At 41.2% G+C, this 24,504-nt stretch carries 24 protein-coding genes, 1 tRNA gene and 1 pseudogene; 14 read left to right on the forward strand and 12 right to left on the reverse strand.

Going from position 1 to position 24,504, the window contains the following annotated elements; all coding sequences use genetic code 11:
• Positions 1–60 precede the first annotated feature (60 nt).
• A complete protein-coding gene (locus WA1_RS44930) occupies positions 61–2,481 on the reverse strand; it encodes a sucrose synthase (protein WP_017744074.1) in 2,421 nt (806 codons plus the stop codon).
• Positions 2,482–3,246: 765 nt separating this feature from the next.
• A tRNA-His gene (locus WA1_RS44935) sits at positions 3,247–3,319 on the reverse strand.
• A gap of 112 nt (positions 3,320–3,431) precedes the next feature.
• On the opposite strand from WA1_RS44935, the gene WA1_RS44940 reads away from it, so the two are divergent.
• The 4 genes from WA1_RS44940 to cobA all read left to right on the forward strand — a co-directional run bounded on the left by WA1_RS44940 (position 3,432) and on the right by cobA (position 6,348).
• On the forward strand, positions 3,432–3,812 hold the full coding sequence (locus tag WA1_RS44940) for a DUF4359 domain-containing protein (RefSeq protein WP_017744075.1): 381 nt from the start codon (positions 3,432–3,434) through the stop codon (positions 3,810–3,812).
• Between the two features lie 203 nt (positions 3,813–4,015).
• On the forward strand, positions 4,016–4,696 hold the full coding sequence (locus WA1_RS44945) for a manganese catalase family protein (RefSeq protein WP_017744076.1): 681 nt from the start codon (positions 4,016–4,018) through the stop codon (positions 4,694–4,696).
• Positions 4,697–4,810: 114 nt separating this feature from the next.
• The gene (locus WA1_RS44950) at positions 4,811–5,566 is read left to right on the forward strand and encodes a sirohydrochlorin chelatase (protein WP_026134723.1); all 756 of its coding nucleotides are present in this window, start codon (positions 4,811–4,813) and stop codon (positions 5,564–5,566) included.
• Positions 5,563–6,348, forward strand: coding sequence for a uroporphyrinogen-III C-methyltransferase (cobA, locus tag WA1_RS44955; RefSeq protein ID WP_017744078.1), 786 nt, complete (start codon positions 5,563–5,565; stop codon positions 6,346–6,348). Before WA1_RS44950 ends, cobA begins: the two co-directional genes overlap by 4 nt.
• Positions 6,349–6,400: 52 nt before the next feature.
• Here cobA and WA1_RS44960 read toward each other — a convergent pair whose 3' ends face one another.
• The 7 genes from WA1_RS44960 to WA1_RS44985 all read right to left on the reverse strand — a co-directional run bounded on the left by WA1_RS44960 (position 6,401) and on the right by WA1_RS44985 (position 13,204).
• Positions 6,401–8,284 (reverse strand): chemotaxis protein CheA, encoded by a 1,884-nt coding sequence (locus WA1_RS44960; RefSeq protein ID WP_017744079.1) that lies wholly within the window; start codon positions 8,282–8,284, stop codon positions 6,401–6,403.
• Between the two features lie 310 nt (positions 8,285–8,594).
• Positions 8,595–9,485: a ribosome biogenesis GTPase YlqF gene (ylqF, locus tag WA1_RS44965; protein WP_017744080.1), complete on the reverse strand. Its 891-nt coding sequence runs from the start codon at positions 9,483–9,485 to the stop codon at positions 8,595–8,597.
• Between the two features lie 274 nt (positions 9,486–9,759).
• Positions 9,760–10,068 carry a hypothetical protein gene (locus WA1_RS54165; protein ID WP_272819363.1) on the reverse strand — a complete coding sequence of 103 codons (309 nt, stop codon included), beginning with the start codon at positions 10,066–10,068 and terminating at the stop codon, positions 9,760–9,762.
• Between the two features lie 173 nt (positions 10,069–10,241).
• Complete coding sequence (locus WA1_RS44975; protein ID WP_017744082.1) at positions 10,242–10,541, reverse strand: ArsR/SmtB family transcription factor; 300 nt, start codon at positions 10,539–10,541, stop codon at positions 10,242–10,244.
• A 95-nt stretch (positions 10,542–10,636) separates the two neighbouring features.
• The gene (locus tag WA1_RS44980) at positions 10,637–11,551 is read right to left on the reverse strand and encodes a DUF1338 domain-containing protein (RefSeq protein WP_017744083.1); all 915 of its coding nucleotides are present in this window, start codon (positions 11,549–11,551) and stop codon (positions 10,637–10,639) included.
• Between the two features lie 36 nt (positions 11,552–11,587).
• Positions 11,588–11,788 (reverse strand): hypothetical protein, encoded by a 201-nt coding sequence (locus WA1_RS56225; RefSeq protein ID WP_148662896.1) that lies wholly within the window; start codon positions 11,786–11,788, stop codon positions 11,588–11,590.
• 57 nt (positions 11,789–11,845) lie between these two features.
• On the reverse strand, positions 11,846–13,204 hold the full coding sequence (locus tag WA1_RS44985) for an acetyl ornithine aminotransferase family protein (RefSeq protein WP_017744084.1): 1,359 nt from the start codon (positions 13,202–13,204) through the stop codon (positions 11,846–11,848).
• A 578-nt stretch (positions 13,205–13,782) separates the two neighbouring features.
• Here WA1_RS44985 and WA1_RS44990 point away from each other — a divergent pair.
• From WA1_RS44990 to WA1_RS45005, 4 genes are all read left to right on the forward strand, one after another.
• Positions 13,783–14,469, forward strand: a complete 687-nt coding sequence (locus tag WA1_RS44990) for a TetR/AcrR family transcriptional regulator (protein ID WP_017744085.1) — start codon at positions 13,783–13,785, stop codon at positions 14,467–14,469.
• A 91-nt stretch (positions 14,470–14,560) separates the two neighbouring features.
• On the forward strand, positions 14,561–15,823 hold the full coding sequence (locus WA1_RS44995; protein ID WP_017744086.1) for an HlyD family secretion protein: 1,263 nt from the start codon (positions 14,561–14,563) through the stop codon (positions 15,821–15,823).
• Between the two features lie 93 nt (positions 15,824–15,916).
• Positions 15,917–17,926, forward strand: a complete 2,010-nt coding sequence (locus tag WA1_RS45000; RefSeq protein WP_033335421.1) for an ATP-binding cassette domain-containing protein — start codon at positions 15,917–15,919, stop codon at positions 17,924–17,926.
• Between the two features lie 58 nt (positions 17,927–17,984).
• Positions 17,985–19,085 carry an ABC transporter permease gene (locus WA1_RS45005; protein WP_017744088.1) on the forward strand — a complete coding sequence of 367 codons (1,101 nt, stop codon included), beginning with the start codon at positions 17,985–17,987 and terminating at the stop codon, positions 19,083–19,085.
• Positions 19,086–19,095: 10 nt separating this feature from the next.
• Here WA1_RS45005 and WA1_RS45010 read toward each other — a convergent pair whose 3' ends face one another.
• Both WA1_RS45010 and WA1_RS45015 read right to left on the reverse strand, forming a co-directional pair.
• Complete coding sequence (locus WA1_RS45010) at positions 19,096–19,350, reverse strand: CopG family antitoxin (RefSeq protein ID WP_026134725.1); 255 nt, start codon at positions 19,348–19,350, stop codon at positions 19,096–19,098.
• Positions 19,319–19,567: pseudogene (locus WA1_RS45015) on the reverse strand (BrnT family toxin); the annotation flags it as partial. The gene WA1_RS45010 and the pseudogene WA1_RS45015, both read right to left, overlap by 32 nt.
• Positions 19,568–19,716: 149 nt before the next feature.
• On the opposite strand from WA1_RS45015, the gene WA1_RS45020 reads away from it, so the two are divergent.
• The 4 genes from WA1_RS45020 to WA1_RS45035 all read left to right on the forward strand — a co-directional run bounded on the left by WA1_RS45020 (position 19,717) and on the right by WA1_RS45035 (position 22,331).
• Positions 19,717–20,853, forward strand: coding sequence for an ABC transporter permease (locus WA1_RS45020; RefSeq protein ID WP_017744091.1), 1,137 nt, complete (start codon positions 19,717–19,719; stop codon positions 20,851–20,853).
• A gap of 265 nt (positions 20,854–21,118) precedes the next feature.
• Positions 21,119–21,316 (forward strand): hypothetical protein, encoded by a 198-nt coding sequence (locus WA1_RS45025; protein WP_017744092.1) that lies wholly within the window; start codon positions 21,119–21,121, stop codon positions 21,314–21,316.
• Positions 21,317–21,325: 9 nt separating this feature from the next.
• On the forward strand, positions 21,326–21,748 hold the full coding sequence (locus WA1_RS45030; protein ID WP_017744093.1) for a hypothetical protein: 423 nt from the start codon (positions 21,326–21,328) through the stop codon (positions 21,746–21,748).
• Positions 21,749–21,968: 220 nt separating this feature from the next.
• The gene (locus tag WA1_RS45035; RefSeq protein ID WP_148662897.1) at positions 21,969–22,331 is read left to right on the forward strand and encodes a peptidase; all 363 of its coding nucleotides are present in this window, start codon (positions 21,969–21,971) and stop codon (positions 22,329–22,331) included.
• Positions 22,332–22,368: 37 nt separating this feature from the next.
• Here the strand turns inward: WA1_RS45035 and WA1_RS45040 are convergent, their stop codons facing one another.
• Entirely contained in the window at positions 22,369–23,001 is a 633-nt protein-coding gene (locus WA1_RS45040; protein WP_017744095.1) for a type I restriction endonuclease, read from the reverse strand.
• Between the two features lie 115 nt (positions 23,002–23,116).
• On the opposite strand from WA1_RS45040, the gene WA1_RS45045 reads away from it, so the two are divergent.
• Both WA1_RS45045 and WA1_RS45050 read left to right on the forward strand, forming a co-directional pair.
• A complete protein-coding gene (locus WA1_RS45045; RefSeq protein WP_017744096.1) occupies positions 23,117–23,443 on the forward strand; it encodes a hypothetical protein in 327 nt (108 codons plus the stop codon).
• A 161-nt stretch (positions 23,444–23,604) separates the two neighbouring features.
• Positions 23,605–24,114: a hypothetical protein gene (locus tag WA1_RS45050; protein ID WP_017744097.1), complete on the forward strand. Its 510-nt coding sequence runs from the start codon at positions 23,605–23,607 to the stop codon at positions 24,112–24,114.
• Positions 24,115–24,504 lie beyond the last annotated feature (390 nt).

Here is a 24,504-nt window from a genome sequence, read left to right on the forward strand (position 1 = left end):
TCATTGGTCATTTGTCATTTGCAAGTGACCAGTGACCAGTGACCAGTGACAAATGACTATTTATCGATACTTATGCTGCTCTAATAGTTGTTGCGCTCTTGGTTTGTAAATTAAATAAAACAAAGCTTCTATATAACGCAACAAATCCTCTCGATTTTCTTTGGAAATGAAGTTCCAAAAGCCATAAATCCTGGCTAGGGATAACAGCTTAGAGGTATGAATTTTCCACGTATAGGTGCTGTAAACCCTTTCAATAGCTCGTTGTGAAATTTCATTCCAATAATTGGAATTCTGTTCGCAACGCTTGAAAAATTCCAAAATTTTATCGGCTGTTTCTTCTAAATTTGTTGGGTTGATGTAAAAGCCATTAACTTTGTCTTGAATAATCTCTAAAGGACCGCCAAATTGTGTTGCAAAAGTGGGTAATCCTGAAATCATTGATTCTAAAATTGTCAAACCAAATGCTTCAAATAAAGCAGGTTGTACAAATATTCCCTGACGATCGCCAATCACTCGGTACACTTCCCCTGAGTCACTTTTGGTCAAGCGCACTCCCAACCAGCGAATTTTACCTTGGAGATTGTACTTTTCTATAATCCGGTAAAGTTTGACAATCTCATCGCGTTCTTCATTGTCGCCTGATTCTTCAACTCGCAATTTACCTGCAATTAATATAAGATTGCAATGTTTTTGCAATTCTTTGTTTTGACCAAAGCATTCGGCTAAACCAGTCAAGTTCTTAATCCGGTCAAGACGCGCCATTGAAAAAAGCGGGCGTTTGTTGGGGTCGTCTAAAGTCCCAAAAATTTCAGTTGGATCTTCCAGAGTAAATAGCATTTCTTCTATTCTGGAGCGATCGCTTTCAATTCGGTCTTCAGTACGCGTGTAGGGGAAATAGCAATTCTCGTTCACCCCTGGTGGTACAACGTTAAATTTGGGGCTATACAATTCAATCCCGTTGACAACGTGATATAATTCTGGCATCGTAAAGCACTTTAGAGATTCGTACTGTCCCACACTATCTGAAGTTCCCACAATCTCTTGGTAAGTGCTGCTAATAATAAAGTTTGCAGCATTCATTGCCAACACATCAGCTGTGAATTGTAGCGAAAAATGATACTTATCTTCTAAATCTTGCCAGTAGAGGTTACTAAACAAGTACTTAGACTTTTCTATCGCGTGGGCAATGTTACATTGCGTCACACCCAAGCGACGGGATAGCAAAAATGCGATTAAATTACCATCAGTATAATTACCTACAACCAGATCGGGTCTACCCTGAAACTCTGCTCGCAGTTCTTTTTCTGCGTCAATCGCAAATGTTTCTAAATAAGGCCAAAACTCAAACCGCGAAATCCAGTTTTGGGTCATCTTGGGATTGAATTCCCGCAAAGGTACCCGTAAAATCCAGGCATTTTCTGTATCGTAGACCTTTTCCAGCCGTTGGTTACACAATGTACCATCACTGTTAGGAATCAGGCGGGTAAGAATGATAACCTTAGGCTTAACATTCAACCCACCCAAACCAGCTAACATGGCGTCTTCTTGCAATTGCTTCTCTAGATTCTTCGCTTGATCCAGAACGTAAACCACTTGACCGCCAGTGTCGGGACGCCCCAAAACTCCCTCTTGTCCGAACCAACCATGGGCGGACACGAGTACGATTCTAAAAATCATGGGGATGCGAGAAATGAAGGTTTCTAGAGCCTGAGGGTCAGGAGAATCCATAAGTTCATCCAGAATACCCAACGTTTCCCGAACTCGCATGGCGGTGTTTCCCCAACCCGGTTCAAAGCCCATGATCTGCAGGTCAAACCGGAATTCTTCATAGGGTTGTTCGTTGGGGCGATCGCTCACAAAAGCCAATGCTTTCTTCACTTGGTCTGAAAGTTGCTGTTGTGACTTAATGCGTTCGTTAATGAGCAGTTGCACGCCATTGTATTGGTGGAGGCGCAAAAAATTAAATAAGGAGTCCAGCCCTTGCTTGGCGTCCGCAAATAACTTACCTGAGAGATAGCGGTTGAGGAACTGTACCCCTTTGCCAATATTTTTCGGGTCGCGAATGATGGGTGAGTAGTCATAAAACGGACCAAAATCCAACTCTAGTAAGTCGCCTTCATTGGGATTGTATTTGTTGACTAGGCGATCGCGCAGATCCAACAGTTCCTGCACCGTTATTGACTCAATATTTAAATTTGCTGTCAGTCGGTAGACTTCTTGACTAGCTATTTTAGGGCGGATAATAAAACAGAGACTAGATTCCTCTTGAATAATTTCCTGAGTGTAATAGATTAACTTACCCAAGTGGGAGGCTTTGTAAAACCGTTCTGACTTTTCGTATTTCGAGCAATATTCACTGTACAAACTAAGGATGTCGTTTCGCAGCAGATATTTTTTTTCTTGCTGGCGTAACTCGCTTATCAAAGAACGCAAATCATTTTTCTCTTCACTATCCAAGATGGCTTGAAGTAATTCTGACATGGCAATTCTTGAGATAATTGTATATTTCCAATTGATCGTTTTTGACCGTCGTGACTAATAGCTAACAGCTATGACATTATTGCAAATCTTTTCAAAAATTAACAATTAGTTATAAATTAGTATTAGCCCTCAACTAGTTTACATTTTTACGGTTATCTTATTAACAAGTATTTTGTATTCTAACTAAAGACATAAATGTTGACCGGAGAAAATTTTGGTCAGATCCCCGGCTTCTCCAAGAAGTCGGGGATCTTGCAGATCTTTTAGAAGTCCTGAGAAAATAAACTTAGATAAATTAAAATCAAGTATCTTATTCTACAAAGAAAAATTCCTATTTAGTCATCTAGAATTACGATAGTAGTTTTGAATAAGGTCGGAACTCATATGAGCCAACCTACACACCCTACCGTTCATGACCGGAGCATAGGCAACATAATGATAATTTCTCTCCTTGCCTTGTGTGGTTTAACTTTCATCTTTCTGCTCGGAATTTTTTAGGAGGGCTTTAAAATTACCAATCTGTTTAATTTAACTCTAGATGACATTCCAAAAACTTTGGCAATGGATGTTGAGTATCAGCCTTCCTGAATAACTCGTTCATCCATTGCCATTTTTAGTTGATGAGATTTGCAATTTTCCTAAGGAATGTGAATTTAACAAAGTACAAGACTCTTGTGGGGTGGGCGTCCCCGCCCGCTCGTTCTCTGGAACGGGCAAGATGCCCATCCTACAAGAAATGTAATATATTTATTTTGTGTTTCTAAGGGCGAACGATGGGACTTGAACCCACGAGTGGAGGAACCACAATCCTCTGCCTTAACCACTTGGCTACGCTCGCCATGATGTTTTTTATTATAGCAGAACTATATTAAATGATCCACTCCTTTTTTTCAAGGAACGGGTTCAGTTAATCTAAAGTCTAATCTCTAAAGCTACTAGCAATTAGGAAAATGAGAGTTTTATCCATTATTGTGTGTGTGGGAGTCCTGGGGCTAGCAACTATAGGGTTAGCAATGGCAAGGACAAACCCCAAGCAGGAGCAGTATGAAGAATACGCAGTGGAACAGTTATCAGAATATGTGAAAGGCAATGTGTGCAAGAAGACGCCAAATATCTTCGAGAATATCATCAAGTTTAATTGCACTGAACTGGTAGAAGCAGCCAATCCACAGATACGGGAAATCATCGCGGTAAGAACAGAAAGGCAAGATTTCCTGATTTTTAGCGTTTACCGTACTGATTTAACGCTCAACAATTGGATACCTTCTTATAAATTTGAGACGGTGGGAGCGCTTGATAAATTTTATACTTACAGTATGGAGAAGCAATAATTTTCAGTGACCAGTGACCAGTGACTAAAGAGAGAACTGTTTTCAAGCACAAGTCTTTCTATAGAAACAGGTTGAAATTGATTAGTCTCTTTATGATTTTTATTAGGTGCAAATAAATTCTTGCTTGAGGCGATAAACACATTGAGAGACGTGTCTCCTTAAGTTAAGGCAATAAAGCAATAGAAAAATAAGGAGCGTGCATTGTGTTCTTGCATAAAAAAGAGACAATTCAACCTGTTAACGTTAGCGAACCAAACCCACGTTTTGCTCAACTGCTTTTAGAACAATTTGGTGGTGCAACAGGTGAATTAACAGCTGCTTTGCAATATTGGACGCAGTCTTTCCACTGCGAAAATGCTGGGATTCGTGATATGTTGCAAGATATTGCGCTCGAAGAGTTTAGCCATTTGGAAATGGTTGGCAGACTGATCGAGGCTCATACCAAAAATGTTGACCAAACCGAAGCTTACAAAAGCACGCTATTTGCTGTTCGGGGTGTAGGACCGCATTTGTTAGATAGTCAAGGACAAGCTTGGACAGCAGCCTATGTTAACGAAGGTGGTGATGTTGTCCGCGATTTACGAGCTAACATTGCTGCAGAAGCTGGGGCGCGTCAAACCTATGAAGCGTTAATTAAATTAGCTCCTGAAGAAGGCACAAAACAAACGCTTGTTCATCTTCTAACACGGGAAGTTTCTCATACCCAAATGTTTATGAAGGCGTTGGATTCTTTGGGTAAGTTAACAGACCCATTCTTTGGTAATATCCAACCAGACAGCACTGTGGATATTTACTACAACTTATCTAGCAATGGCAAAGACGAACGCGGTCCTTGGAATTCAGAGCCAGCTTTCCGCTACGTTGCCGACCCCCAGGCCAAATAATATATGATTGGTTAGTGGTTAGTTGTTAGTTGTTAGTGGTTGAACTATTAACCACCAACCCCTAACAACTATCCACTATCCACTATCCACTAACAACTATCTATTATTCAACCAATGCCATCTGCATATCTGCTAGTGTCTCACGGAAGTCACGATCCACGTCCGGAAATTGCTATGCAGCACTTAGCGGATATGTTGTATCATAAAATACAAAAATATTTGCCCAGTATTGTCAGTAGCGATATCGCATTTCTACCGGATAAATCTTTGGTGGGTACAGCATATTTAGAACTGAATCCCGAACCTCTACACGAACAAATAAGAAAGTTTGGCAAAAATGCTATCGCTTTAGGATGTGGTAGTTTAAAAATATTACCGTTGTTTCTTCTGTCTGGCGTTCATGTGATGGAGGATATTCCGGTTGAAGTCGCCTTGGCAGAACAGTCTTTGGGTCAGAAAATTAAGATATATTTACAACCATATTTAGGCAGTCATCCTGGGTTGAAGTTTTTATTGGCTCAGCAATTGGTTTCTATGGACGTCGAGGGGACGATTCTTTTAGCGCATGGTAGCCGTCGTCTCGGTTCTGAGTTACCAGTGGAAGCAATGGCGGCGTCTTTGGGCGCAGTAACGGCTTATTGGACACATCAGCCAAGTTTGGAATCGCGGGTACAGGAGTTAGTGACGGGTGGCGATCGCCGAATCGCTATTTTGCCATATTTCTTATTTACAGGTGGTATAACTGATGCGATCGCAGGATCGCAAGAGAAGCTAAAATTACTGTTTCCGGAGGTGAGTTTTCAACTGGCTGAGCCTTTGGGAGCAAGTGCGGAGTTAGCTGATTTGATTTGGGATTTGGTAGAAAAATGAACCGCGAAGACAAGAAAGGCGCGAAAGAAGAGATGGGTAGGAGTTTGGGAAAAGTTTATTTGGTGGGTGGAGGACCTGGAGATCCTGGGTTGATGACTCTAAAGGGTAAAGGTTTGCTGGAGTGTGCGGATGTGGTTGTTTATGATGCTTTGATTAGTCCGGCAATTTTGGCAATGATTAATCCTCAAGCTGAGAAGATTGATGCTGGTAAGCGGCGGGGGCGTCATTCTCTGTTGCAGGAGGAAACGACACAGTTGTTGATTGATAAGGTGCGGGATAATGCTGTTGTCGTGCGCTTGAAGGGGGGCGATCCTTTTATATTTGGTCGCGGTGGCGAGGAGATGGAGGAATTGCTTCAGGCTGGTGTATCGGTTGAGGTTGTGCCAGGTATTACATCGGGTATTGCAGCTCCTGCCTATGCTGGTATTCCTTTAACGCATCGATTGTATAGTTCCTCAGTGACTTTTGTTACCGGGCATGAGTCGGCTGGTAAGTATCGTCCCGCAGTCAATTGGAATGCGATCGCTCACGGTTCGGAAACCATTGTCATTTATATGGGCATTCACAATCTGCCTTACATTGTGGAACAGTTGAGAGCCGCTGGGTTAAGTTTGGAAACGCCTATTGCTTTGGTACGTTGGGGGACTCGACCAGACCAAGAAGAGTTAATTGGTGTATTGGGGACAATTGTACAGCAAGTGGAAGCTACGCAGTTTGCAGCACCTGCGATTGTTGTTATTGGTTCGGTAGTGAATCTGTACGCAACTCTCGGTAACCAGTGACCAGTGACCAGTGACCAGTGACCAGTGACCAGTGACCAGTGACCAGTGACGGTCACTGTCTGGGTACAGATAAGGTAAAGGTGGTTCCAATTCCCGGTCTGGTGTCAACTTTAATATCTCCACGCAGTTGTTTGAGGTTGTTGTGAACTACGTCTAAACCCATCCCTCGACCTGAAAGCATTGTGACTGTGTCAGAGGTACTAAATCCTGGCTCAAAAATTAGTGACAGCAGTTCTCGATCGGTTGCTTGTCTCAACAGGTTAGGTTCTAGCCCTATCAAGAAAGCACGGGCGCGAATCTTTTCGATAGAAATACCGCGTCCATCGTCTTTGATAGTTACAATCGTGCGATTTTCTTGGTGAATGGCTTTAATTTCTATCAATCCTTGTTCGGGCTTTCCACAAGCGCGGCGAGTGACCGGATCTTCAATAGCGTGGTCGAAGGCGTTTCGCACCAAATGTATCAAAGCCTCTCTCAAATTCTCTAAAATACGGCTTTCTATAAGAGTGTTTGCGCCTTCAATTTTTAATTGAACATTTTTACCATACTCAATACACAAATTACGTAAAGCAGTAGGAAAGGGTTCAACAATTTTAGATAGCGGGCGTAGCTGAATTTGAGTTAAGGATTTTTGCAGTTGTTGAGCCGTGTTGTTAAGTAAGCGGTTAACTAAGTTTGTATCATCAAGACTGAATTGAATTTCATGAGTGATTTTCTGAAGATTAACGATGGTTTCTATGCCAATTGATGACAGTAGATAAGCGTAGTTGTTATCCTTTATTTCTCTATTGGATTCAGAATTTGATAAAGATACGGTATCCAAGATTTGAGTGAACAAAATATCGTAGTTTTGACGAATTTCATAGCTTTTCTGCTCGAAATTTTTCACATGATTACTGAGATTCTGACTAAGATTGTGTAAACGTTCAATTTGAATTTGAAAGTCATGTTTTTGTAAATATATGTCTTCTCTGAAATTGTCAATAAGCTCTGCTTTTTTGCTGGATAATTGTATCGAGTCTTGTTGATAATTAATGCTATAATTAGCTGAAACGGTTTCTTGTAATAAAGGAACTAAATTAACAAGTTTTGAAGATTCTTCGGTAATACTCTGAAGAGATAATCCGATTTCCAATCTACTGATTTGCTTTGCTAAACTATCTTCATTAACAAGAATTTCTGATGGCACATTATGAAGTTGATGAGTTACGAGCGCTTGTTGCGATCGCCGCCAAGCTTGTAGTGCTAGTTGAGCAATTTCTGCAACTCTTTCAGTAGATTTTAATTGTTTCAAAATCGATTGACAAAGTTGAGTAAAAGCCTGTATTTGAAGCATTTGCCCCAAATCAGCTAACTCAGATGCCATCAGCATCAACTCTTCTCGCAAAACGGAATCTTTGCCAGATAGTATGAAAGATTCTAAACGTTGCAAATATTCTTCTATTTCTGTTTGAAAAAGTAGAGAAATAAAGTCTTGAAATCTTTTTTCTGGTAACACAAAACTGACATTATTTTCACAATTCTGTTTGTTTAAATGTTCTTGAATTTCTTGAAAAACTGGGTAACAAAAAGTAGTCAACCACTGTTCGTTTACAGCACGACCTTCTGAATATAGTTTGATGATTTGACGAAGCCAATCGACACCGGATAGTAGTAAATTCAGTAGATCGGGATCGATTTCTAAGCAGTTGTTTTGATTTTTGAGAAAAATTAAATAATCTTCCAAACAATGAGCTAAATGGCTGAGGACTCGAAATCCCGTAATACCAGCGCCGCCTTTTATGGAATGAACTGCTCTCAGTCCAGCATTGATTTTTGGTAAAGTGATTTGATGATTCAGTTTAACTTCAAATAATACAACTTCCAAAGTATTCAGATCGTCCGTAGCTTTCTCTAGAAATTGCATTTGAAGTTCTAGTTGTTTGTCTCGTAACATAATGTGTGTAATGCATTAAAAGTCATTGACGTTACAAAATTAATGGCAACGTCAATAACCTCATTGAGTTTACTTTATTGGTCTCGAAAAATCTCGATCGAATTCCAACTTGAAATAACACCTTCAATGTGAGGAGATGCATATTTGGTATAACCACTCATTGAAAAAGTATTGTACCTTTTCAATAGCATGATATATTTTGAAGCCAGAGAACAATTTAAAACTGCTCACTGTGAGCATTATTCCAAGAATAATTCTCAAAAGAGGAGTTTCGGGGTTGAAACGTCTAGGTGGCGTCTATTCTAATCTTTCATGTTTCGCAATCTGGTGGCAACTCCAAAAGAATTTCACCAAGTAACCCTTTGCGAAAATCTGTTAATAATTGCCTTGCGGTTCGTTCTACATCGCCTTTATATCGGTGTTCTGCCAAAGCTTGTAAATAAGCTTCTCCAGTAAAGGGCGTTGGGTCAAGTGCGTACCGGGCGTTTAAGGGTTTTTTTGGTAATAAATGTGGTACTGTAGCTTCCAAATCTTTTAGTAAGTCTACTAATATAGATGATACCAATTGTGTATCATAAGAGGCATCGCCAATATCATCACAAATAGCTAACTTTACCCCATTTTCTTGATTTTCCAATCTACTGGGAATCACACCAGGTGCATCTAACAATTCTATCTGTTCGGAAATTCTCACCCATCGCAATTGACGAGTTACACCGGGACGTGCAGCACTTTCCACAACTCGCCGTCCTAACAAACGATTAATCAACGCTGATTTGCCAACATTAGGAAAACCAATCACCACAGCACGCACTGGGCGGGGTAACATTCCACGATTTTTCCGACGTTCATTAATCGCCAAGCCAGCTACTTGCGCCGCTGTTGACACCGCAGCTACTCCTTGACCTTGCTGGGCATTAGTAAAGTAGGGAACTTCACCCTGTTGCTTGAACCATTCTATCCACAGTTGCCGTGCTTGAGGCAAAAGCATATCCACTCGGTTCAGTACCAACACCCGTGGTTTGCTTCCTATCCACTCACGGATTTGGGGATGGTGTGTTGCTAAAGGAATACGGGCGTCGCGTACTTCAAGAACCACATCTACAAGCTTGAGATGTTCTTTTAATGCTTTTTCCGCCTTAGCAATATGACCTGGATACCATTGGATCAGGTTTAACTTGTAGTTTTGAGTTAGTGCCATTTTGATTAAACCTGTAGGGAGAGGTGAAAATAATCAATTATCCCATCTTGTGGGATGGGCGTCCTCGCCCGTTCTGATATTTATTAGCTAACCGTTCTGATATTTATTAGGCTAACCGTCCTGATATTTATTAGGCTAACCCGCAAGATTTGCCCTCACCCTAGCCCTCTCCCTTTGGGAGAGGGGACAAGAATTCAACGCTCCCAACTCCGTTGAGGGAGTTGGGTTGGGGATGAGGGTAATTCATACTGTTATTCAGCAACGCCACTCATGTCTAGCCTAGAATCTCATGTGTAATTCTTTCTGTCCGATTACTTATCTGAGTAGGTTGTATGGATGCTGCTTTTTCAGTACTCGTAACGACTCTGCCTAAAATCTTTTGTGGAGTATATAATTGGTGCAATCCCAGCGTAAGCAATAAAACTCCTATTTGTACAACTGATGGAACTAAAATAAATCCCATCAATAACAATATGGCTCCAGCAAACACAACTGCAATGCGATAGACCTCTTCAGTTATCTTGAGTCCGAACCAAACACTACTTATACCGATAATTAGTAAGACAAAATAGATGAATATCATAGTTATTTCCTCAAAGATACCGTGAGTTAATCCCTGTCCCAAACCCACATGAGTTTGCAATAAGATAAAAGCATTTTAGAAATATGCAAATATCGAACTAATTCGATATAAACAGATAAGATAGATTAGAAACAATGGTATAAATACTGCTTATAAGCAGAAGTCGTAAAAATTTACAATTCCTTAGCTACAAGAGATGCAAACTTAGAAAATGCCTCTTCGTTACGTCGATAGTAAGTACATTGTTTCTGACGGGTAGCTATTACCAGCCCTGTAGCCTCTAACATAGATAAATAATGGGATACAGTGGACTGAGCCAACCCTGTTTTCTTTTGAATGCAACTAACACAGACTCCTACAGCATGAGGGTCTACATCTTGATCTGGAAAGTACTCCTCTGGCTCTTTCAACCAAAGGAGGATTCGGAGCCGAGTTTCATTTGAAAGGACTTTGAATATATCTTTAGTATCCATACCTATTATTTATTATATCGATGTTTTGCGATATGTCAAATTACACTTCGTCTTAATGGTTAGTAGTTAGTAGTTGTCCCACTAACCACTAACCATTAACCACTAACCAACTTTGTCATCTCAAACAACTGCTGGGCATTCTTTCCTAAAAAAGCATCAAAAAGTTCTTGCTTGCCTGGTTCCACTTCTACCATGTAACGCTGAGCAAGTTCGTAATAGGCGTAAGTCCAAGGAATTTGAAGTTCTGTATCTGTTGAATCATCAAGAACCGATACAATTTCAGTCACTGCTTGAGTTGCTGTTTGTCGTAATCCGCAGGTAACATCACCTTCAATTTGCTCCTTCATTGGTACATCTAAGCTAGCTAAAGCACGGACGGTGGTATCAATATCCGGATAGGCTACAGTATTTTGGCGGTTAACGTAGCCTGTAAAATGGTTGACTGCATAACCATGTAGCAATACCCAAGCACCATATTGAGTCACTTTGTTAACTTCTTCTACCACAGATCGTTTTGGAGGTTGCCAAGGAGTAGAAAAAACTCTTGAGAGTTCTTTAACAAGACGCTCGGCATTCTTGTCGAATGTATCAAAAAGTGCTGGAAAACTAAATAAATTTACACCTGCTACAGTTTGACGGATGAGTTGCACGGTATTTTCCGGTAACTCATCTACAATTAATTCACTCATAAACAGTTTGGGTAAATCAACTTCCTCTTGTTGGGGATGGCGATAGTGACGGGCGTAAAGATGGGTTTCAGGAAAAGAATATTCTCCTGCTACCTCGTAACCTAAAGCTTGGGCAAGTTGTTCTAAGTAATCAATCCCTAAGTTTACTCTACGCTGCGGACTATCCACAATCATGCGTAAAGACCTAAAAGCAATGTGGTCATTAGCAACAGTTCCACCTGCATTCTCAATCATTTGCGCGTAGGTGCGGGCATAAGTCACCCTGTTGCTATAGTCTTGCCAAAGTAAGTCCCAAAGATGACGGGCAATTTCGGGTTTCATAGAATTTTAGGATTGCATCATCAACCAATGATAACCTCACGCACTCGTCGCAAAAACGCTAAGGAACTCTACAGCAGTTGTCAGATTAATAGACCACATGGAGTGGTACGGGCGTCCTCGCCCGCCCTCTTTTATGTAACGGGCGCTCTTCTCTGTAACGGGCGCTCTTCTCTGTAACGGGCGCTCTTCTCTGTAACGGGCGCTCTTCTCTGTAACGGGCGGGGACGCCCGTACCACAAGAAACTACTGCAGTTCATTGACTTGAAAACTACTGTCTATAAAATTTCTCTAATGTTAAATAACTGCTAACACTTCAGCAAGAATGTCAAGAGCAATTTCAATCTGATTGCTATCGATCGCTAAAGGTGGACAGAAACGAATTGCTGCTTTACCACAGCCTAGTAATAATAAACCTTTTAAAAAAGCTTGTTGAATAATACGATCGCGCAACTGCGAATTATAATTGCCCTGATGGTCTAACAAATCAACTGCCACCATCAAACCTTTACCTCGTGGTGGTGAGACTTGCAGAAATTGTTGCGACAAACGATGCAAACCGGCTTGCAAGAGTTCTCCCATGGCGGTTGCATTTGCCATCAAACCGTTTTCTAGCAGTTTGAGTGTGGCAATAGCTGCTGCACAAGCAACTGGATTCCCTCCAAAGGTTGTTGCATGAGAACCAGGTTGCCAAGTCATAATTTCAGGGCGGGAAAGAATTGCTCCTAAAGGAAGACCACTGGCAATACCTTTAGCTGTGGTGATGATATCTGGCATCACACCCCAATGCTCGATCGCAAATAGACGACCAGTACGTCCCATACCCGATTGGACTTCATCGACTACCATCAGGATACCGTAGCGATCGCATATTTCCCTGATTCGCTGTAAAAACCCATCTTCTGGAACAATATAACCGCCTTCTCCTTGAATTGCTTCAACAACAATCGCTGCTACCTCTTTAGATGGAAGCATAGTTGGGAATAGCTGTTTTTCCAAGTAGTCCAAGCTAGCGTGAGTGCCATAGGGAATATGAGTCACACCTGGAACGAGAGGACCGAAATTTGCCCGTTGTACCGTCTTGGAACCAGTGAGGGACATTGCTCCATAAGTGCGTCCGTGAAATGCTCCCAAAAAGGCAATGATTAAAGAACGTCCCGTGTAGTATCTAGCGAGTTTGATGGCTCCTTCGTTAGATTCTGCTCCTGAATTTGTGAAAAACACTCTCGCAGGAAAAGAAGTTTTTCTTGTTCCCTCTCCAACAAGAGGTGGAAAGGGCGCACGGGAAGCTAATTTTTCCGCAAGTTCCACCATCGGTTCGTAGTAAAAATCAGTCCCTGACATATGTAGCAGGTTTGCTGCTTGCTCTTGAATAGCCCGGACAACTTCTGGATGGGAGTGTCCCGTTGCGGTGACAGCTATACCCGCAGTCATATCTAGAAATACGTTCCCATCGACATCTTCTACCATGCAACCTTCACCACGAGCCACGACTAACGGGTAGTCACGGGTATAGGAAGGGGAAGTGACAGCGCGATCGCGTTCTACAATATCGAGAGCTTTCGGTCCGGGTAAGGAAGTGACCAAATGAGGTGTACGAGGTAAAGATATTTTGGATTTTGGATTTTGGGTTTTGGATTGTGAAAGATTTAGCATAAAAAGACTGATATCTAAATAAGTTTTAATATTCTGCGATTGGAAGAGTCTTGTATGTATTTGATGATACAAATATTAGGGAATTGTGTCAGGGCATAATTACTGATAAAGTATTTGCTTTGTGTAAAGTATCCCACTATCAAACTCACCAACTTGTTTTTGCGATCGTCTTTTCCACTTAATACTCATTATTCGTGACCATAAATCATGTCAACCATTTTGAGAGAAGCTTGAGTTTTCAGTCAACTTTTTCTTATATTCTATATAAATTATACAAAATATGCCAATTTAAATGCGGTACATATACTGTAATAATCTAAAACAAAAAATACAATCAAAGATTTTTGTAGAATTCAATGGTTATATTACCAATCGGTTGCAATAGTACTCTCCTAAGCGGAAATTAGAACCCCGGTTTCTACAAGAAACCGGGGTTCTGACACCTCAATTATCGTATCCCTTGCAGTATTGGTGGGACTTCAATTTTGCGTAAGTTCTGAAGTTAAGAAAAGTTGATTTTTTTATTTTAAGGATTTAGGTGTGTTAATCTTTAATTGACCAATCAATCAACTGTAGTTATGCCTGCACGTGTCGAACAAGACTTTGAGAGTCGGCGACAGCAAATCATTGATGGTGCTTTGCAAGTCTTTTCCAGCAAGGGCTTTGAGAAGGCGACCAATAAGGATATTGCTGCGGCGGCTGGAATTGGCTCACCCGGATTGATATACCACTACTTTAAAGATAAAGCTGACTTGTTTCGCCAAGTGCTTGAACAACGTCTACCAGTACTGCAATTGCTGATTCACAATGAGGAAGAGATGATGAGCAAACCTCCTGAGGTTGTGCTGACCATCTTTGCTAAAGCTTTTCTCACAGTCTTGGATAATCCAACATCAATGGCGATGATGAAATTGCTATTTTCAGAAGCGTTTCGCCATCCTGCTATTGCTGAGATGGTCAACAAAATAGGACCCAGTCGTTCTATCTCTTTTTTGACTCGCTATTTGGAAAAGCAAATGGCTAGAGGGGTTTTCAAGCCAATGGACTCAGCCGCCGCAGCCCGTTGTTTTGTTGGTTCGTTTCTTGCCTACATTATTACACGTGAGGTATTTCTACAGCCTGATGCTCGGCAAATTAGCTTGGATACTATGGTGACAACTGCTGTTGAGGTGTTTTTGCAAGGTATACTTGTAACTTCAGAAAGACCGCAATATACAGTGCAAAGTTTACCGGACTCCAACGGAAGCTACAGCAAGCATTTTTAAAGAGAAATTTTTTTAGCTCAATATTGATTAATCAGTCAATCAAGTTTGTCACCGGTCACTGGTCACTGGTCACTGTTATTGCGAGGTTTTTATGACACAGACACCAACGGAACCTATTCATGATGCTAGAGATACAAATAGCAGCCCTGTGGAAGATAGGACACAAGTTTCTCAACTACAACCTTCTCCACAAAAACCTCGGCGACATATCCCCAAAGCAGTCTTGGTATTAGGAGCGATCGCACTCATTGCAGGAGCAGGATACACTGTGTATCGAGTTTTTATTTATCAACCAGAACCTGAAGGTTTATTTTTAAGCGGGCGCATAGAGGGTTATGAGACGGATGTATCAGCCAAAATAGGAGGTCGGATTGCCAGTGTAGCTGTGAGAGAAGGAGACTTGGTTAAGCCCGGTCAATCATTGGTGCAGATAGATGATTCAGAACTGCGTGCTCAATTTCAAGGTGCATCTGCCCGAGTTCGAGGAGCACAAGAAAGGTTAGAACGCAGTCGCCAGCAATTACCAGTCTTAGAAGCCCAACTCCAGCAAGCCAATCTTACTACACAACAAGCAAAACAAGAAAGTCAGGGTCGAGTCGAACAAGCAGAAAACGCACTAGCAGCAGCGCGATCGCAACTTGTGGAAGCCCAAGCTAATTTAGAATTATCACGTGTGAAACAAAAACGAAGCAATTACTTATATTCCCAAGGTGCAGTCTCAGCCCAGAGAAAAGATGAAGACGATGCGACCCTCAGCGTAAACCAAGCCCGAGTTGCTACAGCAAGACAACAGGTACAGTCAGCCCAAGGAACCCTCACCCAAGCCCAAGCAACACTTCGCAACACACCGATACGAGCTGCTGCTGCATTACAAATAGAAAAACAAATTGTTCAAGCCCGCACAGATATTACCGTAGCCCAACAAGAAGTCAAAAATGTCCAAGCCGCACAAGCCGAAGTTCAAGCAAACTTGAACTACTTAAAAGTTAATAGTCCCTTAACTGGTAGCATCATTACCCGTTCAGTAGAAACAGGCGAAGTTGTTGCAGTAGGCGCACCACTAGTCACAATCGTCAACTTAGATAACCTTTACCTGCGCGGCTTTATACCTGAAGGAGAACTAGGTAAAGTCAGAATAGGACAGTCCAGCCTAGTCTACTTAGATACATACCCCAACCAACCCCTGAAGGCAACAGTCACCCGAATAGATCCCAAAGCCAGCTTCACACCAGAAAATATCTACTTTAAAAAAGACAGAATCACGCAAGTCTTTGGAGTAGAACTCACCCTCAAAAACCCCCAAGGACTAGCAAAACCAGGAATGCCAGCTGATGGGAGGATTTTTGGATTTTAGATTTTGGATTTTGGATTTTGGATTTTGGATTTTCACTCCCTCTCTCCCCCTCAGCGCCCTCAGCGCCCTCAGCGCCTCTGCGGTTCAATCACTATGAAAAAAATAGATCGCACGCAACACCCCGTCATCACCATTCGGGACTTACAACACCGCTACAGCAAACAAACAGAAGCCGTAGCAGGTATAAACCTAGACATCTATCAAAGCGAAATCTTCGGACTTATAGGACCCGATGGAGCAGGCAAAACCACCACATTTCAGATTCTTTCAGGAGTCATGGAGCAAACAAGCGGCATTGTTGAAGTCTTCAGTTCCAAACCCTGGGACGTGCGCTTGCAAATGGGCTACCTCACCCAACGCTTTAGTTTATACCAAGACATGAGCATACAGGAAAATATACGTTATGCAGCAGGTTTGCGCGAAGTCAGCCAAGCAGCTTTAAAAACCCGCAGCGATCGCTACCTCCAATTACTAGACTTAGCCCAGTTTAAAGATCGTCTCGCCGGACGCCTTTCTGGAGGGATGAAACAAAAACTGGCTTTGTGTTGTGCGCTCATTCACCAACCCAAAATTTTGTTGCTAGATGAGCCAACAACAGGTGTAGATCCCGTATCCCGACGAGAATTCTGGGACATTTTAGCAGAACTGGCTGTGACAGAAGGGATGACTACAGTTGTTGCGACGCCGTACCTTGATGAAGCAGAACGCTGTTCGCGGATTGCTTTAATGTATGAGGGCAAAATTCAACAATGCGATACACCTGCTCGCATAAAAGCAAGCTTAGGTATGCAACGGTTGGAGGTTTATTTGCCAGTATCCCAGCTAGATAAAGCTGCTGATATCCTCAGTAAAAATGCTGACTTGCAAGAAGTAATTTTTGACGTACAACGCTTTGGCGATCGCTTGGATGTGCTCACAGCAGAACCGGGCGAAACCAAACAGAGAATTCAGTCTATTTTAGAACGGGAACAGATTCCAGGGGAAAACTTTGTCGTTGATACCCCTACTCTTGAGAACACCTTTGTCGCTCGATTGCGAGAACAAAAAGCAATTAGAACAATCCGTCCTGGAAAGTTTGCTCCGGAGGGAAACCCTCCTTGCAACTTTCCGCAAAATCCAAAATCTCAAGTCCAAAATAATCAGGCTATTTCAATCCAAAATCCAAAATCCAAAATCCAAAATGAAGAAACGGCCATTGGCGCACAAGATTTAAATAAAGTTTTTGGCAATTTTCACGCAGTTAAGAATATCAATTTAAATATTAAGTATGGTGAAGTTTTTGGTCTTTTAGGGGCAAATGGTGCAGGAAAAACAACAGTTATCAAAATGCTGTGTGGTTTCTTGCCTGCTAGTTCTGGAAAAGTTTCTTTAGTAGGAGAAACAGGTCAATTACGGAGTCCGACAGTGCGGCAAAAAATTGGCTATATGTCACAAAAATTTACTCTTTATGATGACTTAACTATTGGACAAAACCTAGAATTTTATTGTGGTGTTTATGGAGTTAAGCGCCGCCATCGACAAGCCAAGAAAAATTGGGTATTGCAAATCAGTGACCTTGTGGGTCAAGAGGATAAGTTAACCCGCGATTTACCGGGTGGTTGGAAACAGAGAGTTGCTTTTGGTGCAGCAGTGATGCACGAACCAAAAGTTTTGTTTCTAGATGAGCCAACCTCTGGCGTTGACCCTTTGGCAAGAAGAGAATTTTGGCGTTGGATTAACCAGTTTGCCAGAGAAGGGATGGCGATATTGGTAACAACTCACTATTTAGAAGAAGCAGAACAGTGTCACCGTTTGGGATTTATGGTTGCAGGGGAACTTGTGGCGCAAGGAACCCCGCGCCAAGTCAAACAGGAACAACCAGGGCGATTGGTGGAATGGGAATGCGAACCCTTGCAAACAGCATCGGATTTATTGAAGCAAAAGTTAAAACGCTCTTCAGTGTCGATTTTTGGTTCGCGCTTGCATACCGTCTTGGATGAACCGCGCTTGCAGATTCCTCAAGTTGAGAATTGGTTGCAAGAGGCTGGAGTCAAAGTGCAAAACTACAGAGAAATTGAGTTTTCTTTAGAAGACGTGTTTATTTCAGTAATCAGTGACCAGTGACCAATGACAACTAACAACTAACAACTAACAACTAACAACTAACAACTAACAACTAACAATGAAACGTATTTTTGCTCAAACTATAAAGGAATTATCGCAGTTGGGACGCGATCGCCTGACTTTGACGTTGGCTCTTTTTTTGCCTTTGATGCTGCTGCTGTTGTTTGGGTTTGCGGTATCTCTGGAGGTGAATAAGATTAATTTTGCGATTCAGGATTTGGATAGAACTCCTAATAGTCGGGAGTATATTGCGACTTTTGAACGGACAAATAAGTTTAATATAATTGCCTCTAGTCCGCAGGTGAATGTACCTCGGCTGTTAGATGGAGGTAGGATTGCTGCGGGTTTGATTATTCCTCCAGAGTTTGCTCGCGATCTACAGCGAAAAGGGGGTGGGGCTGAGGTGCAAATTTTAGTGGATGGTACTGATGCTAATACGGCTAATATTGTTAGGGGTTATACCAAAGCCACGACTAATGCTTTTATGGAAAATCTCCGGGGGAGCAAATCTCCTCTGGTGAATCTTCAGTTTCGCTTGTGGTATAATCCGGGTCTGGAAACTTTGAGATATATTGGCCCTGGTGCGATCGCAATTACTGTGACTCTGTTTCCTCCGTTACTTGCTGCTTTGGCAATAGCAAAAGAGTACGAACAGGGGACTATTCTCCAAGTTTACGCTTCTAGTTTGACGGGTACAGAATATTTGCTGGGGAAGGCTGCAGCATTCTGGCTGGTGGGTATGGCGGAGGTATTGTTTGTCAATGTGGAAGCATGGCTGTTTTTTGGATTGCGGTTTGTGGGCGATCCGACACCTATGATTTTCAGTTCGATGCTTTACATTGCTTGTGGTGTTTTTTGGGGTATTTTTGTGGGGAGTCAGACGAAAGTTCAAAGTGCTGCCATTCAAGCAGTTGCTTTTACTGCTTTTTTGCTCTCACTTCAATTATCTGGGTTTATTTACCCTATAGCAAATATTCCTCTTGGCATTCGTTGGATTTCTAACATCATCCCGGCTCGGTATTACATTGAGTTAAGTCGCGATGCTTATGCGCGTGGTGTGGGTTGGTTGGGTATTTGGTCTCAGGTGTTGGCTTTGTTTGGACTGGCTAGTTTGTTTTTCTTTTTGGCTTGGCGGAAGTTGCAGAGGATGAGAGTTTAGAGGCAAGATATCATGAGTTATTACTCAAAGACTTTTCTATTGCTCTTCGGATATACTTTTGGTAAGATATACCCTCTTCTTTAGCAACAGTTTTCACTTTTTCTAGTAATTCTTCAGAGACTCGCAAATTTACAGTTTTGTCTTTGGGCTTGAATTCAAAGCTAACAAATTTGAAGTTGTCTTTATGAAGATAGTCAGATAAATCTTGTTCTAACAAATTTTCTGCTTCTTCATCAGTTGTCATTTTGGGCAAGATTTTTTTCATATTGCTGTACCTCTTTGTCATGCATATATCGAGCACTAATTGGTCTAATAAGTTTTTCTTCTTGATTGTTACGGAAAGTGAAGACCACAAAAATATGTCTTCCCTTAGTTGATACCCCTACAGCCAAGAACCTCTCCTCTGCCTCAGAGTGCTTTATATCTGGAGCGATGGCTATTTTTGGATTAGAAAACAAAGATTCAATTTCTTCTATTGAAACCCCATGTTTTTGTCATTTTTGAATGTTGCCATTATCCCAATCAAAGCCAGTTACTTTTTCAGACATGATTTAAATATAGACTTTTGTATATACAAATGTCAATATAGCATGATTGGTAACTTGTAATACACGATATAGCGTATAGGATTATGTTTTTCAATTTAATTGACACAATTTTAGGAAGCCGTTTTTGGGCGCTGTTCCGAAAGGAGTTTGCTCAAATATTCCGCAATCGTCAGCTTGTGATTCAGCTACTTGTACCGCCAACTGTGTTTTTGATGCTGTTTGGTTTTGCTTTAAATCCGGAGGTGGAAAATCTCAAGGTTGGGATTACTGATTACAGTAACAGCAGTGCTTCGCGGGAATTTGTACAAATATTTGACCAGACGGATGCATTTGTGGTGAGTCGGTATTATTCTGACCAAAAAGAGATGATTGCGGATTTGGCAACGGGGAAACTGACGGTTGCTATGACGATTCCGCAAGAGTTTGCTGGCGATCTTGTCAAAAAGCGTCCTGTGGAGGTGCAGGCGTTATATGATGCTGTTGATGCAAATACGGCAAGTATTGCTTCGAGTTACATCAATCAATTGGTGAGTGATTATAACTCGCGACAGCAGAATAATGAGGGTTTGCGAAATAACCAGGTACAGGTTCAGATTTCGATTTTTTACAATCCTGGGTTGGAGAGTTCTTGGTTTATTGTGTCGGGAATGTTTGGCATTGTACTAACAGTGATTGGTTCTCAAGCTGCTGCATCTTTGGTGGTGAGGGAAAAGGAAGCAGGGACTATTGAGCAACTGATGATGACTCCTGCTTCTAGTACTGAGGTGATTTTGGCTAAGGTTTGTCCGTTATTGGTTTTGCTGACGTTGGATGTTTTGATTGCTCTTGGTGTTGCAAGGCTGGTATTTGGCGTGCCATTACGGGGTAATTTGTTGGTATTCCTGGCGATCGCTGTGCTTTATTTTTGGGTGGGTATTAGTATTGGGATTTTGATTGCGACTTACTCCAAGAGCGAACAGCAGACGCAGTTGACGGCTTTTTTTATTAATCCACCTTTGGTTCTGTTGTGTGGGGCGTTGACTCCCATTTCTTCAATGCCAACTTTTATACAATGGCTCTCTTATCTAGATCCTTTGCGCTATTTTATTGAGGTTTGCCGTGGGGTGTTGTTGAAGGGGGTGGGTGTGGAGACGCTTTGGCCTCAGGTGCTGATTTTGCTGGTTTTTGCTACGGTGCTGATGTCTTTAAGTATTCGACAGTTTCGCCAACAGTTGGGGTAATCACCTGACCAGTGACTAGTGACCAGTGGCTAAGCAATTCAAATGTACTACACTCAAGTAAGAACTGCTATAATTCGCTAACGCAGCTATCATACTGCAATTTTCGCTTGTTTTTGGATATTTTTCTAACAATTCCGATCAAAGAACAGCAGGTAATTGTAAATTTTAATCAGGTTAATGTAGAATACATTAGGTAACTGTAAAACAAGTACTAAACCACTAAGGTGTAGTAATCTAGGGTAACTAAGCGTATATTTGACTATTTATGCCTAACGCCCCTAAGAAAGATCGTCCCAGAGTGCAATTTGTATGCGACCAATGGGTTAAAGAATACCTAGACCAATGGGCGGGAGTGGAAAACCGCTCTACAAGTAACTTGATTGAAACTATCATTTTGGACGCAGTAACAACGAAACAAGCACAGGGAGAGTTGCCACCATCACCCAAGTCACCTAAAAAATAAGAAAAACTAATGACCAACGCAGAACAACCCAATCGGCTAGATCTTATAGAAGCACTTCTGTTGCAAACTGTACAGCAACAGCATGCTAACACAGCAACTATCTCACAAATAGCTCAGCAACAGCAGGCTAACACAGCAACTGTCTCACAAATAGCTCAGCAACAGCAGGCTAACACAGCAACTATCTCACAAATAGCTCAGCAACAGCAGGCTAACACAGCAACTATTTCACAACTAACTCAGCAACAAGCAGAACTCAAACAAGAATTGCAAGATAGCATTAGCCACTTAGTTAGTGTCATAGGTAACTTTGTTGAAGAAGCACAAAAAGATCGAGCGATTATCCAGGAACTTCAATCTGAAGTCAGGGGTATTCAAACTGAAAACCAACGAATTCTTCAATATCTGTTTGGGCGACAGGGGCAGGGGTAGCAAGTCCAGTTCTACCAAGTGAGTGGCGCTGCCAAATTCTAGATAGCGCTCTGCTTGTTTATATTTATAGCTAAAGGCATGGGGACTTCAACTCGTTTGGGTCGGAGGATGGCTGTGGAGCGATCTCCCGCGATTGGTTTTCATCGTATTCCATCACGCAATAGTTTTTTTCAGTATGCTCGTTCGAGCGAGTTTTTGATTGATTTTGTTAATATAGTATATGACACATTATTTTTCTATAATGGTAAAAAAATTAAAAGACCAATCTCTTGAATCTCTATATAAAGTCAAATATCAAGCTGAAGTGTTGGAATATTTGCTTGATAAGTCATATTTGACTAGTTTTCTATTAACAGCTTATGAAAAAATCAGAGAAATTTTTACAAATGAAGAATTGATTTTAAACATCTCCTTCGATCCTGAAATTATTGGTTGGAAAAAATTAACGCTCGCAATACATACCAATTTAGAAACGGATGAAGCTTATGATAAATTAAAGATTTTAGATAATAGTTGGTGGATAGATGCTTCATCTATTGTTGGTAATGATTTAGATATTTATATTACGTTTAATGAAATTTGATTGGTCTGAATATTTCTATTTTGCTTAATTGAGAGACTTAGGAAGTAGCAATTAACTCCCCCATGTGACGCATAATCTTTAATACCTCGTATAAATCTCCTTCATTGATGATGCTGAATTTACGAGATAATCCATAAATAGGGGATTGTTGCCTAACTAATTTAATAAATATAAAATCTTCGCCTCCTGTTAAAATACCAAATGTTGGTTTATCTACATCAGGATGACATAGCATATATGCAAGTGCTTGAGGTATTCCTAACGAGAGTGAAAATGTAGTCCGTTTGGCTTCAAGTACCCAAACCCAAAATTGATTTTGTAAAACTAAAGCGTCAATTCGTCCTTGCAAAATTTCCTCTTCAGTTTCTACCTGTAGTGTTACAGATGGCTCAAATCGTGTTTTGAAGGGCGTGTCGTAAAAACCTGCTATATCTAGGAGTGGACTTACTATCATCATTTTCACTCCACTCTCTAGCAGTGCTCCTTCATCAAGTTGGTAAAAGTAGCGAGAACGCACCTTGTCTAAAAAGATTTTATCGGCATCACTAATTTGTGATAAGTTTTCATACCACTCTGGAAAAAACTGCCGTTCGTCATTACGTTGCAAATTAAAATTTTGGCGTAGATATTTAAGTGTAGTTTGTTCTGAAATGGGAATGGTTTGAACCATAGATGTGCTCCGTTATTAAAACATTGTTTTAATTATATGGTCATTAGCGATCGCACATGAAATGCTAAAGCCTTAGTATAGAATTTGTCAATTGTAAATTTCAAGGAGAAGTATTGTGAGTCTTGAGCTACCTGTTATCCCAAAACCAGGAGAAGTATTTTTAGCTATAAACTTAAGTGCTGTTGAAAATATGACTGTGGCTGAAACCTTAAATTTGCTGGAGCAAATGGGCTATAGCCCGCAATTGCGCTATCGTCAAGCTAAAGATGGTAACGTTTCACTATATGCTCTTCTTAAGCATGAGCACGTAGAGCCAGAGATGCTAACGAATATAGATTATCTTGGAGATGAATTGGATACACTTGCAGAGGTTATTCAGCCAGCAGATGCTATTACGTCTCCTCGTGGGCTTTCTCCTGCAAAAAAAGCAGTCACAGCATAAATATTTTTTACTGATTAGAAGTTTAGCTGAATGTGAATTAAGAATCTAGGCGATCGCTAATTCACATTCAGCAGTTATTTCAACCTCTGGGTTGACGTTTTTTACCACTGGAATATTTAAGTTGTAAGTTGGTGAAAAAATGACACACTGGAGATCGAGTAATGAATTATCTTTTTGCAGTTTTACCGGATAGGGTTAAGGCTGAAGAAGCTTACACGGCTTTGGAAAAGGAAGGTTTACCCACCGATCGAATAGACATTTTGGGTCAGGGGTATAAGAGTGCTGATGAGTTTGGGTTAATTGACCCAAACAAGCAGGCAAAGAAAGGGTTTGCCCGTTTGAATTCTTGGCTGGTTCCTTTTGGTTTTGTGGCTGGGTACGCTTTTAACGCTTTGACGGGGATTGAGATATTGCCCATTGGAAATATTGGCAATCATATCATTGGTGGAATTTTCGGGGCTGCTGCTGGTGCTATGGGTGCATATTTTGTTGGGGGCGGAGTTGGTTTAGCTGTGGGGAGTGGGGATGCTCTACCTTATCGCAATCGTTTGAATGCGGGTAAGTATTTGATTGTTGTGAAGGGGACTGAAGAATTGACCAATCGAGCGACTAGCATTTTGCGCCAGTTTGAGCCGGAAAATTTGCAGGGATATGCTGAACCTGTCATGTAAGGCAACAGACATCTGATGACAAACAATGTAGAGACGCGCCATGGCGCGTCTTTAACTTTAGAAGCAAAGTTCCGTATATTTTCGCTTATCTTTTACTCGCTGCGGACAATATACCTGATCTATAGTGATTGGGAGTTTACGATTCACAATCTCAAACTGCTAAATTTAATGGGCATTTAATGTAGAACAGGCTAAAAATCTATGTCTTACTAAAAATATTTAGTAACAGTTACCTCATTCACTCCCTCTTTTATTTTCCCTCTCAAAACTTTGCCGAGAATACACGCTTTTCTTCTGTTTTAGGTCTTTAAAAGCCTGGAACTTACTGTCTTAAGCCGTGTTTATTTCTTACAAAACTTAACATATATTGGTTTTATTGTGTCGGCTGAC

It is taken from the genome of Scytonema hofmannii PCC 7110, from assembly GCF_000346485.2.
GTDB classification, from domain to species: Bacteria; Cyanobacteriota; Cyanobacteriia; order Cyanobacteriales; family Nostocaceae; genus Scytonema; species Scytonema hofmannii.

Coding starts and splice junctions, on each gene's coding strand:
- WA1_RS44930 (WP_017744074.1), bottom strand. CDS start 2,481: ATGTCAGAATTACTTCAAGCCATCTTGGATAGTGAAGAGAAAAATGAT.
- WA1_RS44940 (WP_017744075.1), top strand. CDS start 3,432: ATGAGAGTTTTATCCATTATTGTGTGTGTGGGAGTCCTGGGGCTAGCA.
- WA1_RS44950 (WP_026134723.1), top strand. CDS start 4,811: ATGCCATCTGCATATCTGCTAGTGTCTCACGGAAGTCACGATCCACGT.
- cobA (WP_017744078.1), top strand. CDS start 5,563: ATGAACCGCGAAGACAAGAAAGGCGCGAAAGAAGAGATGGGTAGGAGT.
- WA1_RS44960 (WP_017744079.1), bottom strand. CDS start 8,284: ATGTTACGAGACAAACAACTAGAACTTCAAATGCAATTTCTAGAGAAA.
- ylqF (WP_017744080.1), bottom strand. CDS start 9,485: ATGGCACTAACTCAAAACTACAAGTTAAACCTGATCCAATGGTATCCA.
- WA1_RS54165 (WP_272819363.1), bottom strand. CDS start 10,068: ATGATATTCATCTATTTTGTCTTACTAATTATCGGTATAAGTAGTGTT.
- WA1_RS44975 (WP_017744082.1), bottom strand. CDS start 10,541: ATGGATACTAAAGATATATTCAAAGTCCTTTCAAATGAAACTCGGCTC.
- WA1_RS44980 (WP_017744083.1), bottom strand. CDS start 11,551: ATGAAACCCGAAATTGCCCGTCATCTTTGGGACTTACTTTGGCAAGAC.
- WA1_RS44985 (WP_017744084.1), bottom strand. CDS start 13,204: ATGCTAAATCTTTCACAATCCAAAACCCAAAATCCAAAATCCAAAATA.
- WA1_RS44990 (WP_017744085.1), top strand. CDS start 13,783: ATGCCTGCACGTGTCGAACAAGACTTTGAGAGTCGGCGACAGCAAATC.
- WA1_RS44995 (WP_017744086.1), top strand. CDS start 14,561: ATGACACAGACACCAACGGAACCTATTCATGATGCTAGAGATACAAAT.
- WA1_RS45000 (WP_033335421.1), top strand. CDS start 15,917: ATGAAAAAAATAGATCGCACGCAACACCCCGTCATCACCATTCGGGAC.
- WA1_RS45005 (WP_017744088.1), top strand. CDS start 17,985: ATGAAACGTATTTTTGCTCAAACTATAAAGGAATTATCGCAGTTGGGA.
- WA1_RS45010 (WP_026134725.1), bottom strand. CDS start 19,350: ATGAAAAAAATCTTGCCCAAAATGACAACTGATGAAGAAGCAGAAAAT.
- WA1_RS45020 (WP_017744091.1), top strand. CDS start 19,717: ATGTTTTTCAATTTAATTGACACAATTTTAGGAAGCCGTTTTTGGGCG.
- WA1_RS45025 (WP_017744092.1), top strand. CDS start 21,119: ATGCCTAACGCCCCTAAGAAAGATCGTCCCAGAGTGCAATTTGTATGC.
- WA1_RS45030 (WP_017744093.1), top strand. CDS start 21,326: ATGACCAACGCAGAACAACCCAATCGGCTAGATCTTATAGAAGCACTT.
- WA1_RS45035 (WP_148662897.1), top strand. CDS start 21,969: ATGACACATTATTTTTCTATAATGGTAAAAAAATTAAAAGACCAATCT.
- WA1_RS45040 (WP_017744095.1), bottom strand. CDS start 23,001: ATGGTTCAAACCATTCCCATTTCAGAACAAACTACACTTAAATATCTA.
- WA1_RS45050 (WP_017744097.1), top strand. CDS start 23,605: ATGAATTATCTTTTTGCAGTTTTACCGGATAGGGTTAAGGCTGAAGAA.